The 16,349-nt window shown below is 68.0% G+C and carries 16 protein-coding genes; 10 read left to right on the top strand and 6 right to left on the bottom strand.

Annotated features, from left to right (window positions below):
* Positions 1–2 precede the first annotated feature (2 nt).
* Positions 3–620, bottom strand: a complete 618-nt coding sequence (gene trhA, locus EPAKOI_RS24705; RefSeq protein WP_313839777.1) for a PAQR family membrane homeostasis protein TrhA — start codon at positions 618–620, stop codon at positions 3–5.
* Between the two features lie 369 nt (positions 621–989).
* On the opposite strand from trhA, the gene EPAKOI_RS24700 reads away from it, so the two are divergent.
* The 6 genes from EPAKOI_RS24700 (at position 990) to EPAKOI_RS24675 (ending at position 5,533) form a co-directional block, all read left to right on the top strand.
* Positions 990–1,208 (top strand): hypothetical protein, encoded by a 219-nt coding sequence (locus EPAKOI_RS24700; protein ID WP_124685670.1) that lies wholly within the window; start codon positions 990–992, stop codon positions 1,206–1,208.
* A gap of 49 nt (positions 1,209–1,257) precedes the next feature.
* On the top strand, positions 1,258–3,453 hold the full coding sequence (locus EPAKOI_RS24695; RefSeq protein ID WP_423193982.1) for a phosphocholine-specific phospholipase C: 2,196 nt from the start codon (positions 1,258–1,260) through the stop codon (positions 3,451–3,453).
* Positions 3,454–3,588: 135 nt separating this feature from the next.
* Positions 3,589–3,987 (top strand): FKBP-type peptidyl-prolyl cis-trans isomerase, encoded by a 399-nt coding sequence (locus EPAKOI_RS24690; RefSeq protein WP_124685668.1) that lies wholly within the window; start codon positions 3,589–3,591, stop codon positions 3,985–3,987.
* Between the two features lie 21 nt (positions 3,988–4,008).
* Entirely contained in the window at positions 4,009–4,758 is a 750-nt protein-coding gene (locus EPAKOI_RS24685) for a sulfite exporter TauE/SafE family protein (protein ID WP_313839785.1), read from the top strand.
* Between the two features lie 151 nt (positions 4,759–4,909).
* Positions 4,910–5,047: a hypothetical protein gene (locus tag EPAKOI_RS24680; RefSeq protein ID WP_423193981.1), complete on the top strand. Its 138-nt coding sequence runs from the start codon at positions 4,910–4,912 to the stop codon at positions 5,045–5,047.
* Between the two features lie 165 nt (positions 5,048–5,212).
* Positions 5,213–5,533 carry a hypothetical protein gene (locus EPAKOI_RS24675; RefSeq protein ID WP_124685666.1) on the top strand — a complete coding sequence of 107 codons (321 nt, stop codon included), beginning with the start codon at positions 5,213–5,215 and terminating at the stop codon, positions 5,531–5,533.
* Positions 5,534–5,597: 64 nt separating this feature from the next.
* Here the strand turns inward: EPAKOI_RS24675 and EPAKOI_RS24670 are convergent, their stop codons facing one another.
* From EPAKOI_RS24670 to EPAKOI_RS24650, 5 genes are all read right to left on the bottom strand, one after another.
* Positions 5,598–6,323: a hypothetical protein gene (locus EPAKOI_RS24670; protein WP_423193980.1), complete on the bottom strand. Its 726-nt coding sequence runs from the start codon at positions 6,321–6,323 to the stop codon at positions 5,598–5,600.
* A 213-nt stretch (positions 6,324–6,536) separates the two neighbouring features.
* Positions 6,537–8,216: an amidohydrolase gene (locus EPAKOI_RS24665; RefSeq protein ID WP_423193979.1), complete on the bottom strand. Its 1,680-nt coding sequence runs from the start codon at positions 8,214–8,216 to the stop codon at positions 6,537–6,539.
* Positions 8,217–8,298: 82 nt separating this feature from the next.
* Positions 8,299–9,828: an amino acid permease gene (locus EPAKOI_RS24660; protein ID WP_423193978.1), complete on the bottom strand. Its 1,530-nt coding sequence runs from the start codon at positions 9,826–9,828 to the stop codon at positions 8,299–8,301.
* Positions 9,829–9,968: 140 nt separating this feature from the next.
* A complete protein-coding gene (locus EPAKOI_RS24655; RefSeq protein WP_423193977.1) occupies positions 9,969–11,018 on the bottom strand; it encodes a phytoene/squalene synthase family protein in 1,050 nt (349 codons plus the stop codon).
* Between the two features lie 194 nt (positions 11,019–11,212).
* Positions 11,213–11,917, bottom strand: coding sequence for a DUF899 family protein (locus EPAKOI_RS24650; protein WP_423193976.1), 705 nt, complete (start codon positions 11,915–11,917; stop codon positions 11,213–11,215).
* Positions 11,918–12,125: 208 nt separating this feature from the next.
* On the opposite strand from EPAKOI_RS24650, the gene EPAKOI_RS24645 reads away from it, so the two are divergent.
* From EPAKOI_RS24645 to EPAKOI_RS24630, 4 genes are all read left to right on the top strand, one after another.
* Complete coding sequence (locus tag EPAKOI_RS24645; protein WP_124685660.1) at positions 12,126–12,359, top strand: CDP-diacylglycerol pyrophosphatase; 234 nt, start codon at positions 12,126–12,128, stop codon at positions 12,357–12,359.
* Between the two features lie 22 nt (positions 12,360–12,381).
* A complete protein-coding gene (locus EPAKOI_RS24640) occupies positions 12,382–13,164 on the top strand; it encodes a CDP-diacylglycerol diphosphatase (RefSeq protein WP_423193975.1) in 783 nt (260 codons plus the stop codon).
* 150 nt (positions 13,165–13,314) lie between these two features.
* Entirely contained in the window at positions 13,315–14,586 is a 1,272-nt protein-coding gene (locus tag EPAKOI_RS24635) for an MFS transporter (protein WP_423193974.1), read from the top strand.
* Between the two features lie 212 nt (positions 14,587–14,798).
* Complete coding sequence (locus EPAKOI_RS24630; protein ID WP_124685657.1) at positions 14,799–16,340, top strand: methyl-accepting chemotaxis protein; 1,542 nt, start codon at positions 14,799–14,801, stop codon at positions 16,338–16,340.
* The last annotated feature ends 9 nt before the right edge of the window (positions 16,341–16,349 follow it).

The raw sequence follows: 16,349 nt of genomic DNA, 5'->3' as shown, positions 1-16,349 counted from the left end.
ATTCAGTTGACGTAGAACAGGATGCTGATGAACTGGCAGAAGCTGCCCGCCAGCACGAACAGGTGCCAGATGCCGTGGAAGTGCCGCACCTTCTCGTCGAACAGGAAGAAGCCGATGCCGGCGGTGTAGATAGCGCCGCCGGCCACCAGCCAGTACAGGCCAGCCGGCGGCAGCACCGCCGTGAGCGGCTGGAACGCGATCAGCACCAGCCAGCCCATGATCACGTAGATCGACAGCGACAGCACGCGGGTGCGGTGGCCGATCCATAGCTCCTGGACGATGCCGATGGCGGCCAGCGCCCAGTTGATGCCGAAGAGCGTCCAGCCCCACGGGCCGCGCAGCGTGACCAGCGCAAACGGCGTGTAGCTGCCGGCGATCAGCAGGTAGATCGCGCAGTAGTCGAGCCGCCGGAACACGTCCTTGGCCGGCCCGCGCACGCTGTGATAGACCGTGGAAATCGTGTAGAGCAGGACCAGCGTGGTGCCGTAGACCACCGAGCTGACCACCTTCCAGACGTCGTGGTAAAGCGCCGACGTCGTCACCAGTACGGCCATCCCTGCCGCAGACAACACCGCGCCCACCAGGTGGCTGTAGCCATTGAACCGTTCCCCGCGATACATCCCGAAAGCTCCGTGTGCGTAGTTGGCAAGCGGCCATTGTGGCATGGATCGGCGCCATACCCCGACGAAGCGGGCAGAAGCCGCGCAATTGGCCCCGCCAACATGACGTGCGTGTGTCCGGCTGTCGTTTTGCGTTCGTTTTCCGTTCATTCGCAAACGGTTGACTTTCAAACGGCCGATCGTATCGTTATGGTCACATGGTTGACATATCAAGCGTCCAGACTTCCACGTCTCGCCCGCCGATACCCCTCCACCGGGGGGTAATCGTTGTCAGACAAGACATTGGAGGACAAAGGCGGCCGGGATGTGCACGGGCGGCAAGGTGCTTCGACGCCCGGACCAGTGACGCGAACCAACCTGACCTCGACCATGATCCTCACGAAACCTGTTCATTCGCGCATGCACAGGCCGCTGCTTGGCGCCGGCGTGCTGTGCCTGGCGCTGCTGCTGGGCGGCTGCGGCGGCGATGACAACAACAACAGCGGCGGCCAGCCCACGCCGCCGCCGGCCACGGGTGGCGGCAACGACGGCGGCGGCACCAAGCCGCCCGCCGCCTGCACCACGGCGCATTGCGCGCCGGCACCGTGACGCAGGCGCCGCGCCTGCACCGATCCCACCCAACCGACACGCTCCCCGCATGACATTCAACCCATCCAAGCGCAAGTTCCTGCGCAACACGCTCGGCACCGCGGCCGCCGCCGCCACGCTGGCATCGTTCCCGCCCAGCATCCGCCGGGCGCTGGCCATCGAGGCGAACAACGCCACCGGCACCATCCAGGACGTCAAGCACGTGGTGCTGCTGATGCTGGAAAACCGCTCGTTCGACAACTACTTCGGCACGTTCAAGGGCGTGCGCGGCTATGGCGACCGCTTTGCGATCCCGCTGGCCAACGGCCAGAACGCGTTCTTCCAGACCGACGCCACCAACAACACGATCACCCCGTACCGGCTGGACGGCTCACTGGGCAACGCGCAGCGCGCCGGCAGCACGCCGCATACGTGGCCCGACGCCCAGGCCGCGTGGGACCACGGCCGCATGAACCGCTGGCCCGTGGCCAAGAACCGGCTGTCGATGTCGTACTACGACACGGCCGAGATTCCGTTCCAGCGCGCGCTGGCCGATGCGTTCACGCTGTGCGACGCCTACCACTGCTCGATGCACACGGGCACCATCCCGAACCGGCTGTTCTACTGGACCGGCACCAATGGCCCCAGCGGCGCCAACGTGGCGGCCATGGTCAACGAGTTCAACGGCGGCAACGACGTGGGGCCGTCCACGCAGGGCTGGACGTGGAAGACCTACGCGGACCGCCTGGTCGACGCCGGCGTGAGCTGGAAGGTCTACCAGAGCCTGGCCGACAACTACGGCTGCAACGAGATGATGAGCTTCCGCCACTGGCGCGCGGCCATCGAGTCGATGCCGGTGGCGCGCCGGCCCGTGGCGCTGCCGGGCACGTCGCCCGCCTACGACCCGGCCATCGACGACGCGCTGAGCCCGCTGGCCAGGGGCTTTGGCAACACGATGCCCGACGGGCTGCTGCAGTCGTTCCGCGACGACGTGCAGAACGGCACGCTGCCCGAGATCTCGTGGATCATCCCGCCGTCGCTCTACAGCGAGCATCCGGGGCCGTCCAGCCCGGCGCAGGGCGGCTGGTACGTGCAACAGGTGCTGGACGCGCTGACGGCCAACCCCGAGGTCTTCAGCAAGACCGTGCTGCTGATCAACTACGACGAGAACGACGGCTTCTTCGACCACATGCCGCCGCCGTCGGCCCCGTCGCGCAATGCCGATGCCTCGCTGGCCGGCGGCAGCACGCTCAGTGACGCCGACATGGCGTTCGAGTACCACAACTACACGCCGGCCACGGCCGCCCAGTCGGCCATCGACGGCAAGCCCTACGGCCCGGGCCCGCGCGTGCCGATGTGGGTGGTGTCGCCGTGGAGCCGCGGCGGCTACGTCAATTCGCAGGTGTTCGACCACACGTCGACGCTGCTCTTCCTGGAAAAGCGCTTTGGCGTGAAGGAGCCGCAGATCGGCGCCTATCGCCGGGCGGTCTGCGGCGACCTGACGTCGGCGTTCAACTTCGTCAACCCGAACAAGGACCCGCTGCCGACGCTGGCCGGCCGCAGCACCAAGGTGACGGTGGACAACCTTGCGCTGACGCAGAAGGCGATGGCCGCCATTCCGGTGCCCACCACGCCGGCGCTGCCGGCGCAGGCCACGGGCACGCGGCCGTCGCGCGCGCTGCCGTACGAGCTGCACACCACGTCGCGTGTCGATGGCACGGCCCGGACCGTGTCGCTGACGTTCGCCAACAACGGCACGGCCGGCGCGGTCTTCCACGTCTACGACCGGCTGCACCTGGACGCCATCCCGCGCCGCTACGTCGTGGAGGCCGGCAAGAGCCTGGACGGCGTGTGGAACGTGGCGGCCGACAACGGCAAGTACGACCTCTGGGTGCTGGGCCCGAACGGCTACCACCGCGCGTTCATCGGCGATGCCAGCGAGCAGGCCGGCGCGGCTGGCGCCGAGATCCAGGTCTGCTACGAACTGTGCGAGCCGCCGGTGCTGCAGGTAAAGCTGTACAACCGGAGCGACAAGGCGTGCACGTTCGGCGTGGCGGCCAAGGCGTACCGCACGGACGGCCCGTGGGGCCAGAAGGTGGAAGCCGGCAAGGTCGGCGAGCTGACGTGGCCGCTGGCCGACAGCGGCAACTGGTACGACTTCGAGGTGAGCTGCGACATCGCGCCGTCGTTCCGCCGCCGCGTGGCGGGCCGCATCGAGACCGGCAAGGATTCGGTCAGCGACCCGGCGATGGGCGTGGTGGCCTGAGGCGTGCCGTGGCGGTGCCGCGCCTACCCGCGCGGCCCCGGGGCCGGCCGGCATGGCGTGTACACTTGCCGGCTGGCACCGGGCCGCGCCGCGGCGTCGGGCGCCATCCTCCAGAACCCGACTCGACAGGATTCCATGAAGACCATTCCGATGTTCCTTGCTGCCGTCGCGCTGACCGCCTCGGGTGTGGCCGCCGCCGCCGAAACGCTGCCTTCGGGCGTGGTGATCGAAACCGTGACCAAGGGCACGGGCGCCTCGCCCAAGGCCAGCGACACCGTGAAGGTGCACTATCGCGGCACGCTGACCGACGGCAAGGAGTTCGACAGCTCGTACAAGCGCGGCCAGCCGATCTCGTTCCCGCTGAACCGCGTGATCCCGTGCTGGACCGAGGGCGTGCAGAAAATGCAGGTGGGCGGCAAGGCCAAGCTGACCTGCCCGGCGTCGACGGCCTATGGCGCGCGCGGCGTGCCGGGCACGATCCCGCCCAACGCGACGCTGAACTTCGAGGTGGAGCTGCTGGGCATCGGCGGCTGATTTCCGCACCGGGGCAGCGCCGTGGATTCCGTCATCGTGATCGTCGCGCTGGGCGCGGCGGTTGCGGGCTTCGTGCAGGGGCTGTCCGGCTTTGCGTTCGGCATGGTCGCCATGTCGTTCTGGGCCTGGGGCGTGGACCCGCGCATGGCCGCGGCGATGTCGGTGTTCGGCGCGCTGACCGGGCAACTGCTGGCCGCCGTGACCGTGCGGCGCCAGTTTCATCTGGCGGCCGTGCTGCCGTTCCTGCTGGGCGGCCTGGTCGGCATTCCCATCGGCGTGAGCCTGCTGCCCAGGCTGGACGTCAACCTGTTCAAGCTCTGCCTGGGCACCATCCTGATCGTGTTCTGCCCGATCATGCTGGTGGCGGCGCGGATGCCGAAGATCCATCACGGCGGCCGCGTGGCCGACGCGGTGGCCGGCGGCATCGGCGGCATCATGGGCGGCATTGGCGGCTTCACCGGTGTGGTGCCGACGCTCTGGTGCACGCTGCGCGGGTACGACAAGGACAAGCAGCGCGTCATCATCCAGAACTTCAACCTCGGCGCGCTGATCGTGACAATGGGCGTCTACATCGGCACCGGCATCATCACGCGCGAGATGCTGCCGATGTTCGCCATCGTGGCGCCCGCGATGCTGGTGCCGACACTGATCGGCACGCGGGTCTACCTCGGCATCAGCGATATCACCTTCCGGCGCATTGTGCTGACGCTGCTGACCGGCTCGGGCGTGGCGATGCTGGTGTCGGCCGTGCCGCGCGTGCTGGCATCCTGAGTGGCGAATACGTAACGTCTGGCGACGCGACACGAGCCCCCGGCATCAGGGTTTATACTGACGCCCGCGCCGGCCCCGCAGGGCCCGGCTTTTCGCCTATCTTTGAGTCAGGACCGGCCCTCCGCGCCGTCCGCAGGCTCCCCGCCGCATCATGAACAAGCGTTTCTACCTCTTCTGCGCCACCACGTGGGCCGCCGCCGCCATCCTGATTTTGGGCAACGGCGCCATGTCCACGGACGTCCTCAGCGGCGTGGTGGCCCTGGCCGGTTTCGACCTGCTGCGCCCCTGACCCCCTCTGCCTTGCGTGCCGCCCGGCACGATTTCGGCTTCGCACGGCCGGCTGCGCCCCGCGCGCGATCAGAGATGGCGGTTTCACTATCTGACGGCTACGCTTACGGATGGCCGTGCGGTTTCCGCACGATGTGTATCCACCCACCGTTTGCAGGAGATGTCGATGAAAGCGTCCACGATGGCACTGGCGGTAGCGGCAATGGCGGTACTGGCTCCGGGACTGGCAACCGCCGCCGGCCCGGCCAACCCTGCCGACCGGTACGACTACAACATGCGCGCCACCAACAAGGACGGCTATGTGCCGGACCCGGCGCGCGTGACCAACAAGGACGGCTACGTGCCCGACACCGCCCGCGCCGGCGACAAGTTCGACCCGTACACCCAGGGCGCGAACCAGGGCACCGCGTCGGCGCTGACCGACAGCAAGGCGACAAAGAAGAAGTCGTCGACCAAGGCACACAAGAAGGCGCCGGCTGCGCAGTAAGCGCTTTGGCAGGGGTTTGGCGAGCGTGGCCAGACCTCTTGTCTTCTTTCAAGCCAGATGATCCTCACCTGTGCAGGATCGCTATCTCAGAGACACATCGTTCTTCGATGCTGATATGGATCTTGCGGCTTCCGTAGTGGATGCCGGTCACCCCCCGTTCAAACATTCCCCACGCGTACGCTGGCTCGAATTTCGGAAGATCGGGCGTTTCCCGGTGTAAAGAGGGGGCAGGGTGCAAGGGGCGATAATCGCCGCCGATATAGACGGCGAGGTCATAGGGGTCGAGGCAGTATTTCTTCGGTGAGACTTTCAGGCGGATGTAGACGTAGTCGCCAAGCGCGGAACTTGGCCGGTACCGGTTTGCCTGACCTGAAAACGACGCCCCCGATGCCTGGTAGTTCGTTAGCCAGCCTGAGATGCCGTAGGGTGTGGCGCCGATGTGAGAGGTCAGTTTCGTATCGCCGTGCAATTTCACATCGAGCAGTTTCTCTATGGCGGCATTGTCGAAGGTGTGGATCCGCTGGCCCCTGGCCGCGTCCAGGAACATGACGACCCGCTCGATGCCCTCGCGCACTTCGACGGGCCAGTGTCTGCCGGCTGCGGTGGTCTGCGCCGGGAGCGGATCGCCGGGATTCCCGGGCCGCAGGACAATGTCGGTCGCCGAAGGATCCGCAACCGGCGTTTGATCCGAGGTGCTGGCGCAGCCCGACTGCAGTGCCGCGCAGAGCGCCGCAATCAAGGCGACTACACCTCGCGGCGCGGGTCGGGAGGATCCGATCGTCAAAATCATGGTTGTCTGCCGTCCAAAGTTGGGAGCCACTTGCCCCGCCCCAACCGGCGACAGTATTGCGATCGGTCAGTTTGTGGAATCGCAGTACCCTTGAATTGAGGAAGACTTCGCAAGCGGTGTCGGCAGGCATGAAAAAAAGCCCCGTTGAACCTTGGTTCAACGGGGCTTTCTGCTTTGGTACCGCTATCGTCGCCGGGCGACCTCAAGCAAGCATCAACGCTTGGCCGACTGATCCCCCCGTGCGAACACGCGCTCGCCGGCCACCCAGGTTTCCAGCACCTGGATCTTCCAGATGTCGGTCGCGGGCACCTTGAACAGGTCGCGGTCCACCACGATGAAGTCGGCCCACTTGCCGGCTTCCAGCGATCCCAGCGTCTTTTCCTGGTGCTCGGCGTAGGCGGCGTCCAGCGTGAACGCGCGGAATGCCTGGGGCAGCGTCATCGCTTCCTCGGGGTGCCAGCCCTTGATCGGGCGGCCTTCGTGGTCGGTGCGGGTCACGGCGGCGTGCAGGCCGTAGAACGGGTTGGCCGATTCCACCGGGAAGTCGGACCCGCCGGCAATGACGGTGCCCTGCTTCAGGAACGTGTGCCAGGCATAGGCGCCCTTGATGCGGTCCTTGCCGATGCGGTCCTCGGCCATGTTCATGTCGCTGGTGGCGTGCGTGGGCTGCATCGACGCGATCAGGTCCAGCTTCTTGAAGCGCGGGATGTCCGGCATCGACACCACCTGGGCGTGCTCGATGCGGTTGCGCAGCTGGCGGCCGCCCACGTCCTTGTAGGCCGCTTCCATGGCGTCCAGCACCTGGTGGTTGGTCTTGTCGCCGATGGCGTGGACGTTGACCTGGTAGCCGGCCTTGATGGCCGTCTTCACGGCCGCCTGCATGGCGGCGTCGCTCATGAACAGCAGGCCGCTGTGCGCGTGGTCGTCGGTGTACGGCTCCATCAGGGCCGCGCCCCGGCTGCCCAGCGCGCCGTCGCCATAGAGCTTCACCGCGCGCAGGTAGTAGCGGTCGTTGCCGTAGCCGATGACCGGGCCCTTGGCGGACAGCGCCTTGAAGTCGTCGCCGGTGTCGCGGATCATCGCGTAGATGCGCGTGGTCAGCTTGCCCTGGTCGGCGAACTCGCGGTAGATGCGGTCGTCGGTCACGGTCACGCCGGCGTCGCCCACGGCGGTCAGGCCCAGCGCGTTCATGTGCGCCAGCGCGGCGGCCAGCGCGGCGCGGCGGTCGTCGTCGGTGTACGGCGGGATGACGTCGTTGACCAGCGCCATCGCCTTGTCCACCAGCACGCCGGTCGGGTTGCCGTTGGCGTCGCGCTCGATGCGGCCGCCGGCCGGGTCCTTGGTATCGCGCGTGATGCCGGCCGCCTGCAGCGCCTTGGTGTTCAGCCACGCGGCGTGGCCGTCCACGCGCACCAGGCGGGCCGGACGGTCGGACACGGCGGCGTCCAGCTCGGCGGCGGTCGGAAAGCGGCCCAGCTTCCAGTTCACCTGGTTCCAGCCATAGCCCAGCAGCCACTGGCGCTGCGGGTTCTTCTGGCCGTAGGCGCGGATGATGCCCTGCGCCTCCTGCAGGTCACGGGTGCCCGAGAGCGAAATCTCCGTGGTCTTGAAGCCCAGGCGGAACACGTGGCCGTGGGCGTCGATCAGGCCCGGCAGCAGCGTCTTGCCCTGGCCGTCGATGCGCCGGGCATCGGGATACTTTGCGCGCAGCGCGGCGGCGTCGCCGGTGGCCAGCACCTTGCCCTGGTCGAACACCAGGCCGCTGAAGCTGGCGATCTTGTCGTTCTGCAGCGTGTAGCCCTGGACGGACTCCACCAGCGTGGGTGCCGCGTGGGCCTGCACCGCCGCCATGGCGGCCAGCGCCAGCAGGCGCGTGCGAATGGACTTCTTCACGGATGACTCCTTGTCGTTGTGCTTGTTGTGCTTGTTATGGGTGTTGCCAGGGCGCGCCCGGGAATGGCGCGCCGCTTTGCTGCTATTCACCGGCTGCCGGGGCCAGGCCGCGCCCGGAGGCGTCGGCGCTGGCCGGGGGCAGCGCGGGGAATTCCATCTCGGCATACCGCACGAAGCGCGACTTGCGCGCGATGCGATAGCCCATCCAGATCGCCAGGAAGATGGGAATGCCGACGTACGTGGCGGCCACGGCCACCCAGTCGATGTTGCCCGACGTGAACGCCTGGTAGTTCTGGCCCAGCGTCACGATCATGCAGAGCGCGAACGCGAAGATCGGCCCGTACGGGAAGAACGGCGAGCGGTACGGCAGCCGGTTCAGGTCCAGGCCCTGGGCCACGAAGCCCTTGCGAAAGCGGTAGTGGCTCACGGCGATGCCGAGCCACGCGATGAAGCCGGTCATGCCCGACAGGTTCAGCAGCCACAGGCACACCGACTTGCTTTCGAACAGCGACGTCAGGAAGCACAGCGCGCCCACGGCCGTGGTGGCCAGCAGCGCCATCAGCGGCACGCCATTGCGCGTGAGCCGGGCGAAGATGCGCGGCGCGCGGCCCTCGGTGGCCAGGTTGTAGAGCATGCGCGTGGACGCATACATGCCCGAGTTGCCCGCCGACAGCACGGCGGTCAGGATCACCGCGTTCATCACGCCGGCCGCAAAGGCCAGGCCTGCGTGCCGGAACACCAGCGTGAACGGGCTGACGCCCACGGTTTCCACATCGGTCTTGAGCAGGCTCGGATCGGTGTACGGAATCAGGATGCCGATGATCAGGATGGCCAGCACGTAGAACAGCAGGATGCGCCAGAACACCTGCCGCACCGCGCGCGGGATGTTCCTGGCCGGGTCCGCCGATTCCCCGGCGGCCACGCCGATCAGCTCCGTGCCCTGGAACGAGAAGCCCGCGATCATCGCCACGCCGATCAGCGCGGGCAGGCCGCCCACGAACGGGGCGTCGCCGGTGGTCAGGTTGGCCAGGCCGTTCACGTGCGCAAAGTCGCCGCGCATGATGCCGAAGATCATCAGCGTGCCGATGCCGATGAACGCGATGACCGTGACGACCTTGATCAGCGCGCACCAGTACTCGGCCTCGCCGAAGCCGCGCACCGAGATGGCGTTGAGCGCGAACATCAGGCCCAGGAACAGCGCGCTCCAGAGCATGCCGGGCGTGTCCGGGAACCAGTACTGCATCACAAGCTGCGCGGCGGCCAGTTCCACGGCGATGGTCACCGCCCAGTTGTACCAGTAGTTCCAGCCCAGCGCGAAGCCAAAGCCTTCGTCCACGTAGCGCGCGCCGTACGTGGCGAACGAGCCGGAGACCGGCATGTAGGCCGCCAGTTCGCCCAGGCTCGTCATCAGGAAGTACACCATCGCGCCGATCAGGATGTAGGCGGCCAGCGCGCCGCCGGGGCCGGCCTGGGCGATGGTGGCGCCCGAGGCCACGAACAGGCCGGTACCGATGGAGCCGCCGATGGCGATCATGGTGAGATGGCGCGCGCGCAGCGTGCGGCGCAGCCCGGGCGCGTGCGCGCCAGCTGTTGTATGCGATTGAGTGGACATATGAGACATGCGTCCGGCCCTTGTGAGGCCGGGCGGGGTTTACCGGCCCGCGGTCTCCTCTCCGCCGGCCGGCATGGTGGGCGGCATCATAAGAGAAAACAGCGGGCCAGCAAAGGCGGGAAATGCCGGACGCAAATGCCTTAGCGCAACCTTGTGTCGATGCGCGCGACGATGCCGTCCATCCAGTTGCGCAGGGCAGAATCGGACATGACCAGCGCCGTGCTGCGCCAGAGCACGCGATAGACGTGCCGGCGATCCACCTTGCTGATGCGCGCCGGGTCGAGCCATGCATCGTTTTCCACCAGCAGGGCCAGCGTCTCCAGCCCGATCAGGATCGGCCACAGGCAGGCCAGCCGCAGGCGCACGGCCGTGCGCGGCAGCGCGAACGTGTACGCCATGGCGTCGCGGAAATGATCGAGCGCAACCCGCACCAGCGCGTGCAGCACCGGCCGGGCCTGGGCCGAGCTTTGCGGATCGAGCAGATCCTGCACGGTCAGGCCATGCCGGGCCAGCATCTCCGTGGGCAGGTAGCAGCGGCCGATGCGCAGGTCCTTGCCGCAGTCGCGCAGCACGTTCACCAGTTGCAGTGCCTTGCCGAAGCGCACGCCGCGCGCCAGCATCGTGCCGACCGGCGCGCGGAACGTGCCGGGCAGGTGGGTGTCGGTCATCGTCGTCCAGAACTCGCCGACGCAGCCGGCCACGAGGTAGGTGTAGCGATCCAGTTCCGCCAGCGTGCCGAGCGCCGCCACCTGGCCCGAGCGCTCGTCGGGGAAGGTGCGCAGGTCGAACTCCATGCCTTCGGTCAGCGTGGTGACGATGCCCTGCACGGCAGCGCGATCGGCCGCGGAAAGCTGCGCCAGCACCGCCAGCGCGGGACCGACAGACTCCAGCAGCAGCTTCTCGTTCGAATCGGTCTGCTGGCCGGCGACTTCCACGGCAAGGCGCTGCGCCAGCGCGCCGCCATCGTCATCGCCATGGATGCGCGCGCGCAGGGCCAGCAGCAGGTCCAGCCGCTGCGCGGGCGGGATCAGCGACGTATCGGCGATGGTGTCCGCCGCGCGCGCCAGCAGATAGGCCAGCCCCACGGGGTCGCGCATGCCGGCGGGCAGGATGCGCAGGGTCAGGTAGAACGAACGGGAAACGCCCTTCAGCAACGGGCCGAGCAGGAAGGCCCGGTTGGGGTTTGGCATGACGCAGGTGGCAGACGGATGGGACGCGGCATTGTACCTATTGCGTCATCCTGCACCGCCGTTGGGGCTTAGGGTGAGGGCCGGCAGATCAAGGACGATTGCCGCAGTGTGAACCGCTTGCCCTCACCCCCGGCCGCTCTCCCGCATGGCGGGAGAGGGAAGTCACCCAGGTTATCGGTCAGCCATCCCCCCACCTACCCCCGCCCGTACTCCAGCTTCGGGTACCAGTTGCCGCGGCCCTCGGGTGTCGTGTCCAGCAGGGTCCAGAGCGGGTCGGGGTCGGGCGCGCTGCGGGGGTCCTCGCCGGGGTCGGCCATCTCGCCGCTCATTTCCACGCTGTAGAAATGCCGCAGCTTGCCGTCGCGCCGGGTGAAGACCGTGTAGGCCGGCATGTCGGCGTCCTCGGCGCTGACGTAGTCGCGCGTGAAATCGCCGTCGGTGTCGGCGTAGACCTTCAGTTGCGTCCAGCCGCGCGCGGCCTTGGCGGCCTTCAGGCGGTCGATGGGCGAGCGCGCCACCATCGACAGCGCCACGCGCTGCTCGATGTCGGGCACCTTGCCTTCCCACGACGCCATCAGCGACGTGCACATCGGGCACGGTTTCTCGCGCTGCGGCCCGAACATGTAGCTGTAGACCACCAGCGTGTCCTTGTCGCCGAACAGTTCGGCCAGCGTGACGGGGCCGTTCTCGCCCGTGAAACGATAGGTCTTCGTCACTTCTCCGCCGGGCGGCAGCGCGCGGCGCATGGCGGCCACGCGCTCGATGTGGCGGCGCAGCTCGATTTCCTCGGCCAGCAGCGCGTTGCGCGCCTGCCGGTACGCATCGCTCTCGTTCGGAAAATGCACGCGGTTGGTGTCGGCCAGGGCACGGGCCGGGGTCAATGTGGACGATTGCGTCATCGTCTTGCCTCCTCAACCAGGGTTTTCGTGGCGTGCGCGCCACGATAGGGAACACCCGCATCCGCCCGGAAAGCCCGGGCCGGCGCGGCCGTCTGACCAGCATAGGCAAGGAACTGTCCACATACGCACCCCGGGCCGCGCGCGGTCATTCCCATGTCATCCCGGGATATGCATAATCTGTAGCATCTGGGCTTCAAGACATGATCTGATGCGCGTGACGATTCGAACCACGACGATTCCCGGATCCCTTGACCGGGGCCCACTGCATCGTGCGGCGGTCTACCTCAATACCGAGGAAGATGCTTCGCCGCTGATGGTCAGTGCATGGAGTCAGCGTGAACCCGACGCCTTTCTGGCGGCCCAGCGCTGGGCCCGCAACCACCACTACATGGTGTCGAATCCCCGCAACGGCACGTACTACGGCGGACGCACCGCCCGCTGAGCTACCCCACCCGCCTGCTTCCATGAAACGATGGCTGCTGTACGGCCTCGCGCTTGCCGCGTCGGGGCCCGCCTTTGCCGATGCCGGCCTGCTCGAACGCCTGGTCGGCGGCTTTTCGCGCGATTCGCTGTGGAAGAACGTGCAGCAGCGCTGCCTGGTGCCGCCCAGCCCGGCCCATGCCGACTGCGTGATCGTGGACCGCGCGCAGGGCTTTGTGCTCTACAAGGACATGATCGGCGCGTCGCACTACCTGGTGATTCCCGATCACGCGATGGCCGGCGTGGATGACCCGCGCGTCTGGCAGGACGGCCCGCGCAACGCGTGGTCGTTCGGCTGGCAGGCGCGCGACATCGTCGGCAAGGCGGTGGGGCGTCCGCTGCCGGACACGCTGCTGGGGCTGGCGATCAACGCGCGCACGTCGCGCAGCCAGGACCAGCTCCATATCCACCTGGACTGCATCAGCGACCGCGCGCGCGAATTCCTGCTCAACGGCAATATCGGCACGCAGTGGCAGGACCTGAGCTTCAACGGCAAGCCGGTGCGCGCGATGCTGGTGCCGGCCGAGCCGGCGGCGCTGCCGGTCAACCCGTTCGCGCTGGTGCGGCAGGACGTGCTGGGCAAGGCTGGCGACGGCACCATTGCCGACCGGGGCGTGTTCGTGGCCTATGTGAAGCCCGCGGCCGGGCCGGCCGGGTTTGTGGTGGTCGACGAGCCCGTGGACAAGGCGCGCGGCAGCAACGGCCATGCGAGCGACTTCCTGGACCGGGGCTGCAAGCTGGGCCGGGCGGACCCGACCGACCGCTAGCCCTGGGTTTCGCCAGGCGGAACCCGGCGCCGGCTGCGCGGTGATCGACCGGTTTAATTGCCGCCACGCGCGCGCAGGCACGGCACGGGCGCGCGGCCCGCGTAGAATCGACGCGAAACACGGGCGGCAAGCCCTCCACGACGCGCATCGATGAATACCCCGGCAGCAGAACCGGCAGCAGACCGGCGCCCCCAACCTTCCCCCGCCATTGACGACAGCACGGCCGCGCGCGGCATTGCGCTGCTGACATTCGCCTTTATCCTGAGCCAGTTCTACCGGAGCTGCCTGGCCGTGATCGCGCCCGAGCTGCAGCACGATTTCGGGCTGTCGCCGGCCGGGTTTGGCGCGCTGTCGTCGTGCTTCTTCCTGGCGTTCGCGGTGGCGCAGATCCCGGTGGGCATCGCGTTCGACCGCTACGGCGTGGGCCGGCCCACGGCGTGGCTGCTCGGCGTGGGCGCCGCATCGGCCATCGGCTTCGTGCTGGCTCCCAGCGGGGTGCTGGCGATGGTGGCGCAGATGGGGCTCGGGCTGGCCTGCGCGCCGGTCTTCATGGGGTTGCTGCACTACGCTTCGGAGCAATTGTCCGAGCGCCAGTACATGCGCGTGGTGAGCCGGTCGAACGCCATGGGCATGATCGGCGCGCTCTGCGCCACGGCGCCGCTGGGCTGGTTCTCGCAGCATTTCGGCTGGCGGCCCGCGCTGGCGATCTCGGCGCTGTGCATGGTGGGCGCGTGCTGGGGCGTGTGGCGCCATGTGCGCGACGGCGGCCATGCGCAGGCGCGCCAGGCGCCGATGGGCGCGATGCTGGCCGAGAGCGCGCGGCTGCTGGGCATGTGGCCGCTCTGGACGCTGATTCCGCTGTGCGTGGCGATGGCCGCCGGCACGGGCTTTCGCAACGCGTGGAGCGGGCCGTACCTGGCTGACGTGTTCGGCCTGCAGGCGGGCCCGCGCGGCGTGGCGCTGACGCTGCTGAGCCTGGCCGGCTTTGCCACGGCGTTCCTGCTGCCGGTGCTGGTCCGGCGCAGCACGATCAAGGCGACCATCGGCGGCTGGGCCGGCCTGTCGATGGCGGGCGGCATCGTGCTGGCGGCGTGGCCCGATGCCGGCGTGGTGCAGGGCGTGGGCATGATGGCGCTGCTGTCGACCATCGGCATGCTGCATCCGCTGGTCATGGCGCAGGGCCGCGCGCTGATTCCGCCGGCCAAGCGCGGGCGCGGCCTGGGGCTGCTGAACACGTTCGTGTTCCTGGGCTCGGCGCTGACGTCGTGGGGCTTCGGGCTGATCGCCAACGCCGGGCACCTGCGCGACTGGCCCGTCGCCCATACCTATTCGGCGATCTTCCTGTCCGCCGTGGCCGTAGTGGCGCTGTCGCTGCTGCCGTACTGGTTCAGCCCCACGCGGGCCGGCCAGGCGTCGCGCTAGGCGCCAACTTTACAAACGGCTTTCAACGCGGCGCTGCCGCCGCAATCCGCGTTTTCCCTGAGTTTTCGCTCAAGTTCCGCTCCGCTCGTCCGTTAGGTCTTCCAATGTCTGTTCTTGCGTACATGGAGATGTGCGGGGACGCAGGCGGAGCGGCCGGACGCGCAGCGCGCGGTCTTCCGGCGGCCACGAACCCAATCGATCAGGTAGAAGACATGAAGAATCTTGGTATTGGTGTGCGCCTTGGCATTGGCTTTGGCGTGGTGCTGGTGTTGTCGCTGCTCATGACCGTCGTGGGCGTGCTGCGCCTGCAGGAGGTTGCGGGCCGCACGCACGCGATGATGCAGGAGCCGCTGGCCAAGGAACGCGTGGTCAGCGACTGGTACCGGCTGATGTATGCCAGCGTGCGCCGTACCACGGCCGTGGCCCGCAGCAGCGACCCCACGCTGGGCGCCTTCTTTGCCAAGGAGACGAAGTATTCGACCGACGCCATCGCGGCGCTGCGCGACAAGATGCAGCCGATGCTGACGTCCGACGCCGAGAAGGCCGCGTTCCAGCGCATCCTGGTGGTGCGCAACCCGTACAACGAATCGCGCGACAAGATCACCAAGCTCAAGGCCGAGGGCCTGACCGACGAGGCCAACAAGGTGCTGGATACCGAGTTCGTGCCCGCCGGCGACGCCTACCTGGGCGAAATCCAGAAGCTGCTGGACATCCAGCGCGCGGCCATCGACGCCACCGCGCTGGAGATCAACGGCATCTACGAAAGCGCGCGCAACGGCCTGATCGCCCTGGGCGTGATCGCGCTGGCCATCGGCGTGGCGTTTGCGTGGTGGCTGACCATCGGCATCACGCGCCCGCTGCACCGCGCCGTGGGCTTTGCCCGCACCGTGGCCGCCGGCGACCTGAGCAGCCGCATCGAGGTGGACAGCACCGACGAGACCGGCCAGTTGCTGGAAGCGCTGCGCGAGATGAACGACAACATCCTGGGCATCGTGCGCGAGGTGCGCAATGGCACCGAGGCCATCGCCACGGGCACCAGCCAGATCGCGGCCGGCAATACCGACCTGTCGCAGCGCACCGAGGAACAGGCGTCGTCGCTGCAGGAAACGGCGTCGAGCATGGAGGAACTGACCAGCATCGTCCGCCAGAACGCCGACAGCGCCAAGCAGGCCAGCGCGCTGGCCGTCAACGCGTCCGAGGTGGCCACACAGGGCGGCGAGGTGGTGGGGCAGGTCGTCAACACGATGGACGAGATCAACACGTCGTCGCGCAAGGTCGTCGACATCATCTCGGTGATCGAGGGCATCGCGTTCCAGACCAACATCCTGGCGCTGAACGCGGCGGTGGAAGCGGCCCGGGCCGGCGAGCAAGGCCGCGGCTTCGCGGTGGTGGCGGGCGAGGTGCGCAGCCTGGCGCAGCGCAGCGCCACGGCGGCCAAGGAAATTAAGTCGCTGATCGGGGATTCGGCGGATCGCGTCGAGCGCGGCTCGCAACTCGTGGCGCAGGCCGGCCAGACCATGGAGGAAATCGTCAGCGCGGTGAAGCGCGTGACCGACATCATGGGCGAGATCAGCGCGGCGTCGGCCGAGCAGAGCGCCGGCATCGAGCAGGTGAACCAGGCGGTCACGCAGATGGACACCGTGACGCAGCAGAACGCCGCGCTGGTGGAACAGGCCGCGGCGGCCGCGGGCTCGCTGGAAGAGCAGGCCCAGCGGCTCAAGGAGGCCGTGGCGACGTTCCGCCTGGCCGCCTGAGCGCCGCTG

The sequence above is a fragment of the Cupriavidus sp. H18C2 genome, from assembly GCF_049393795.1.
Classification (GTDB): Bacteria; Pseudomonadota; Gammaproteobacteria; order Burkholderiales; family Burkholderiaceae; genus Cupriavidus; species Cupriavidus pauculus_C.
Note: the sequence above shows the minus strand (reverse complement) of the source record. Positions and strands in the feature narration are given on the sequence as shown.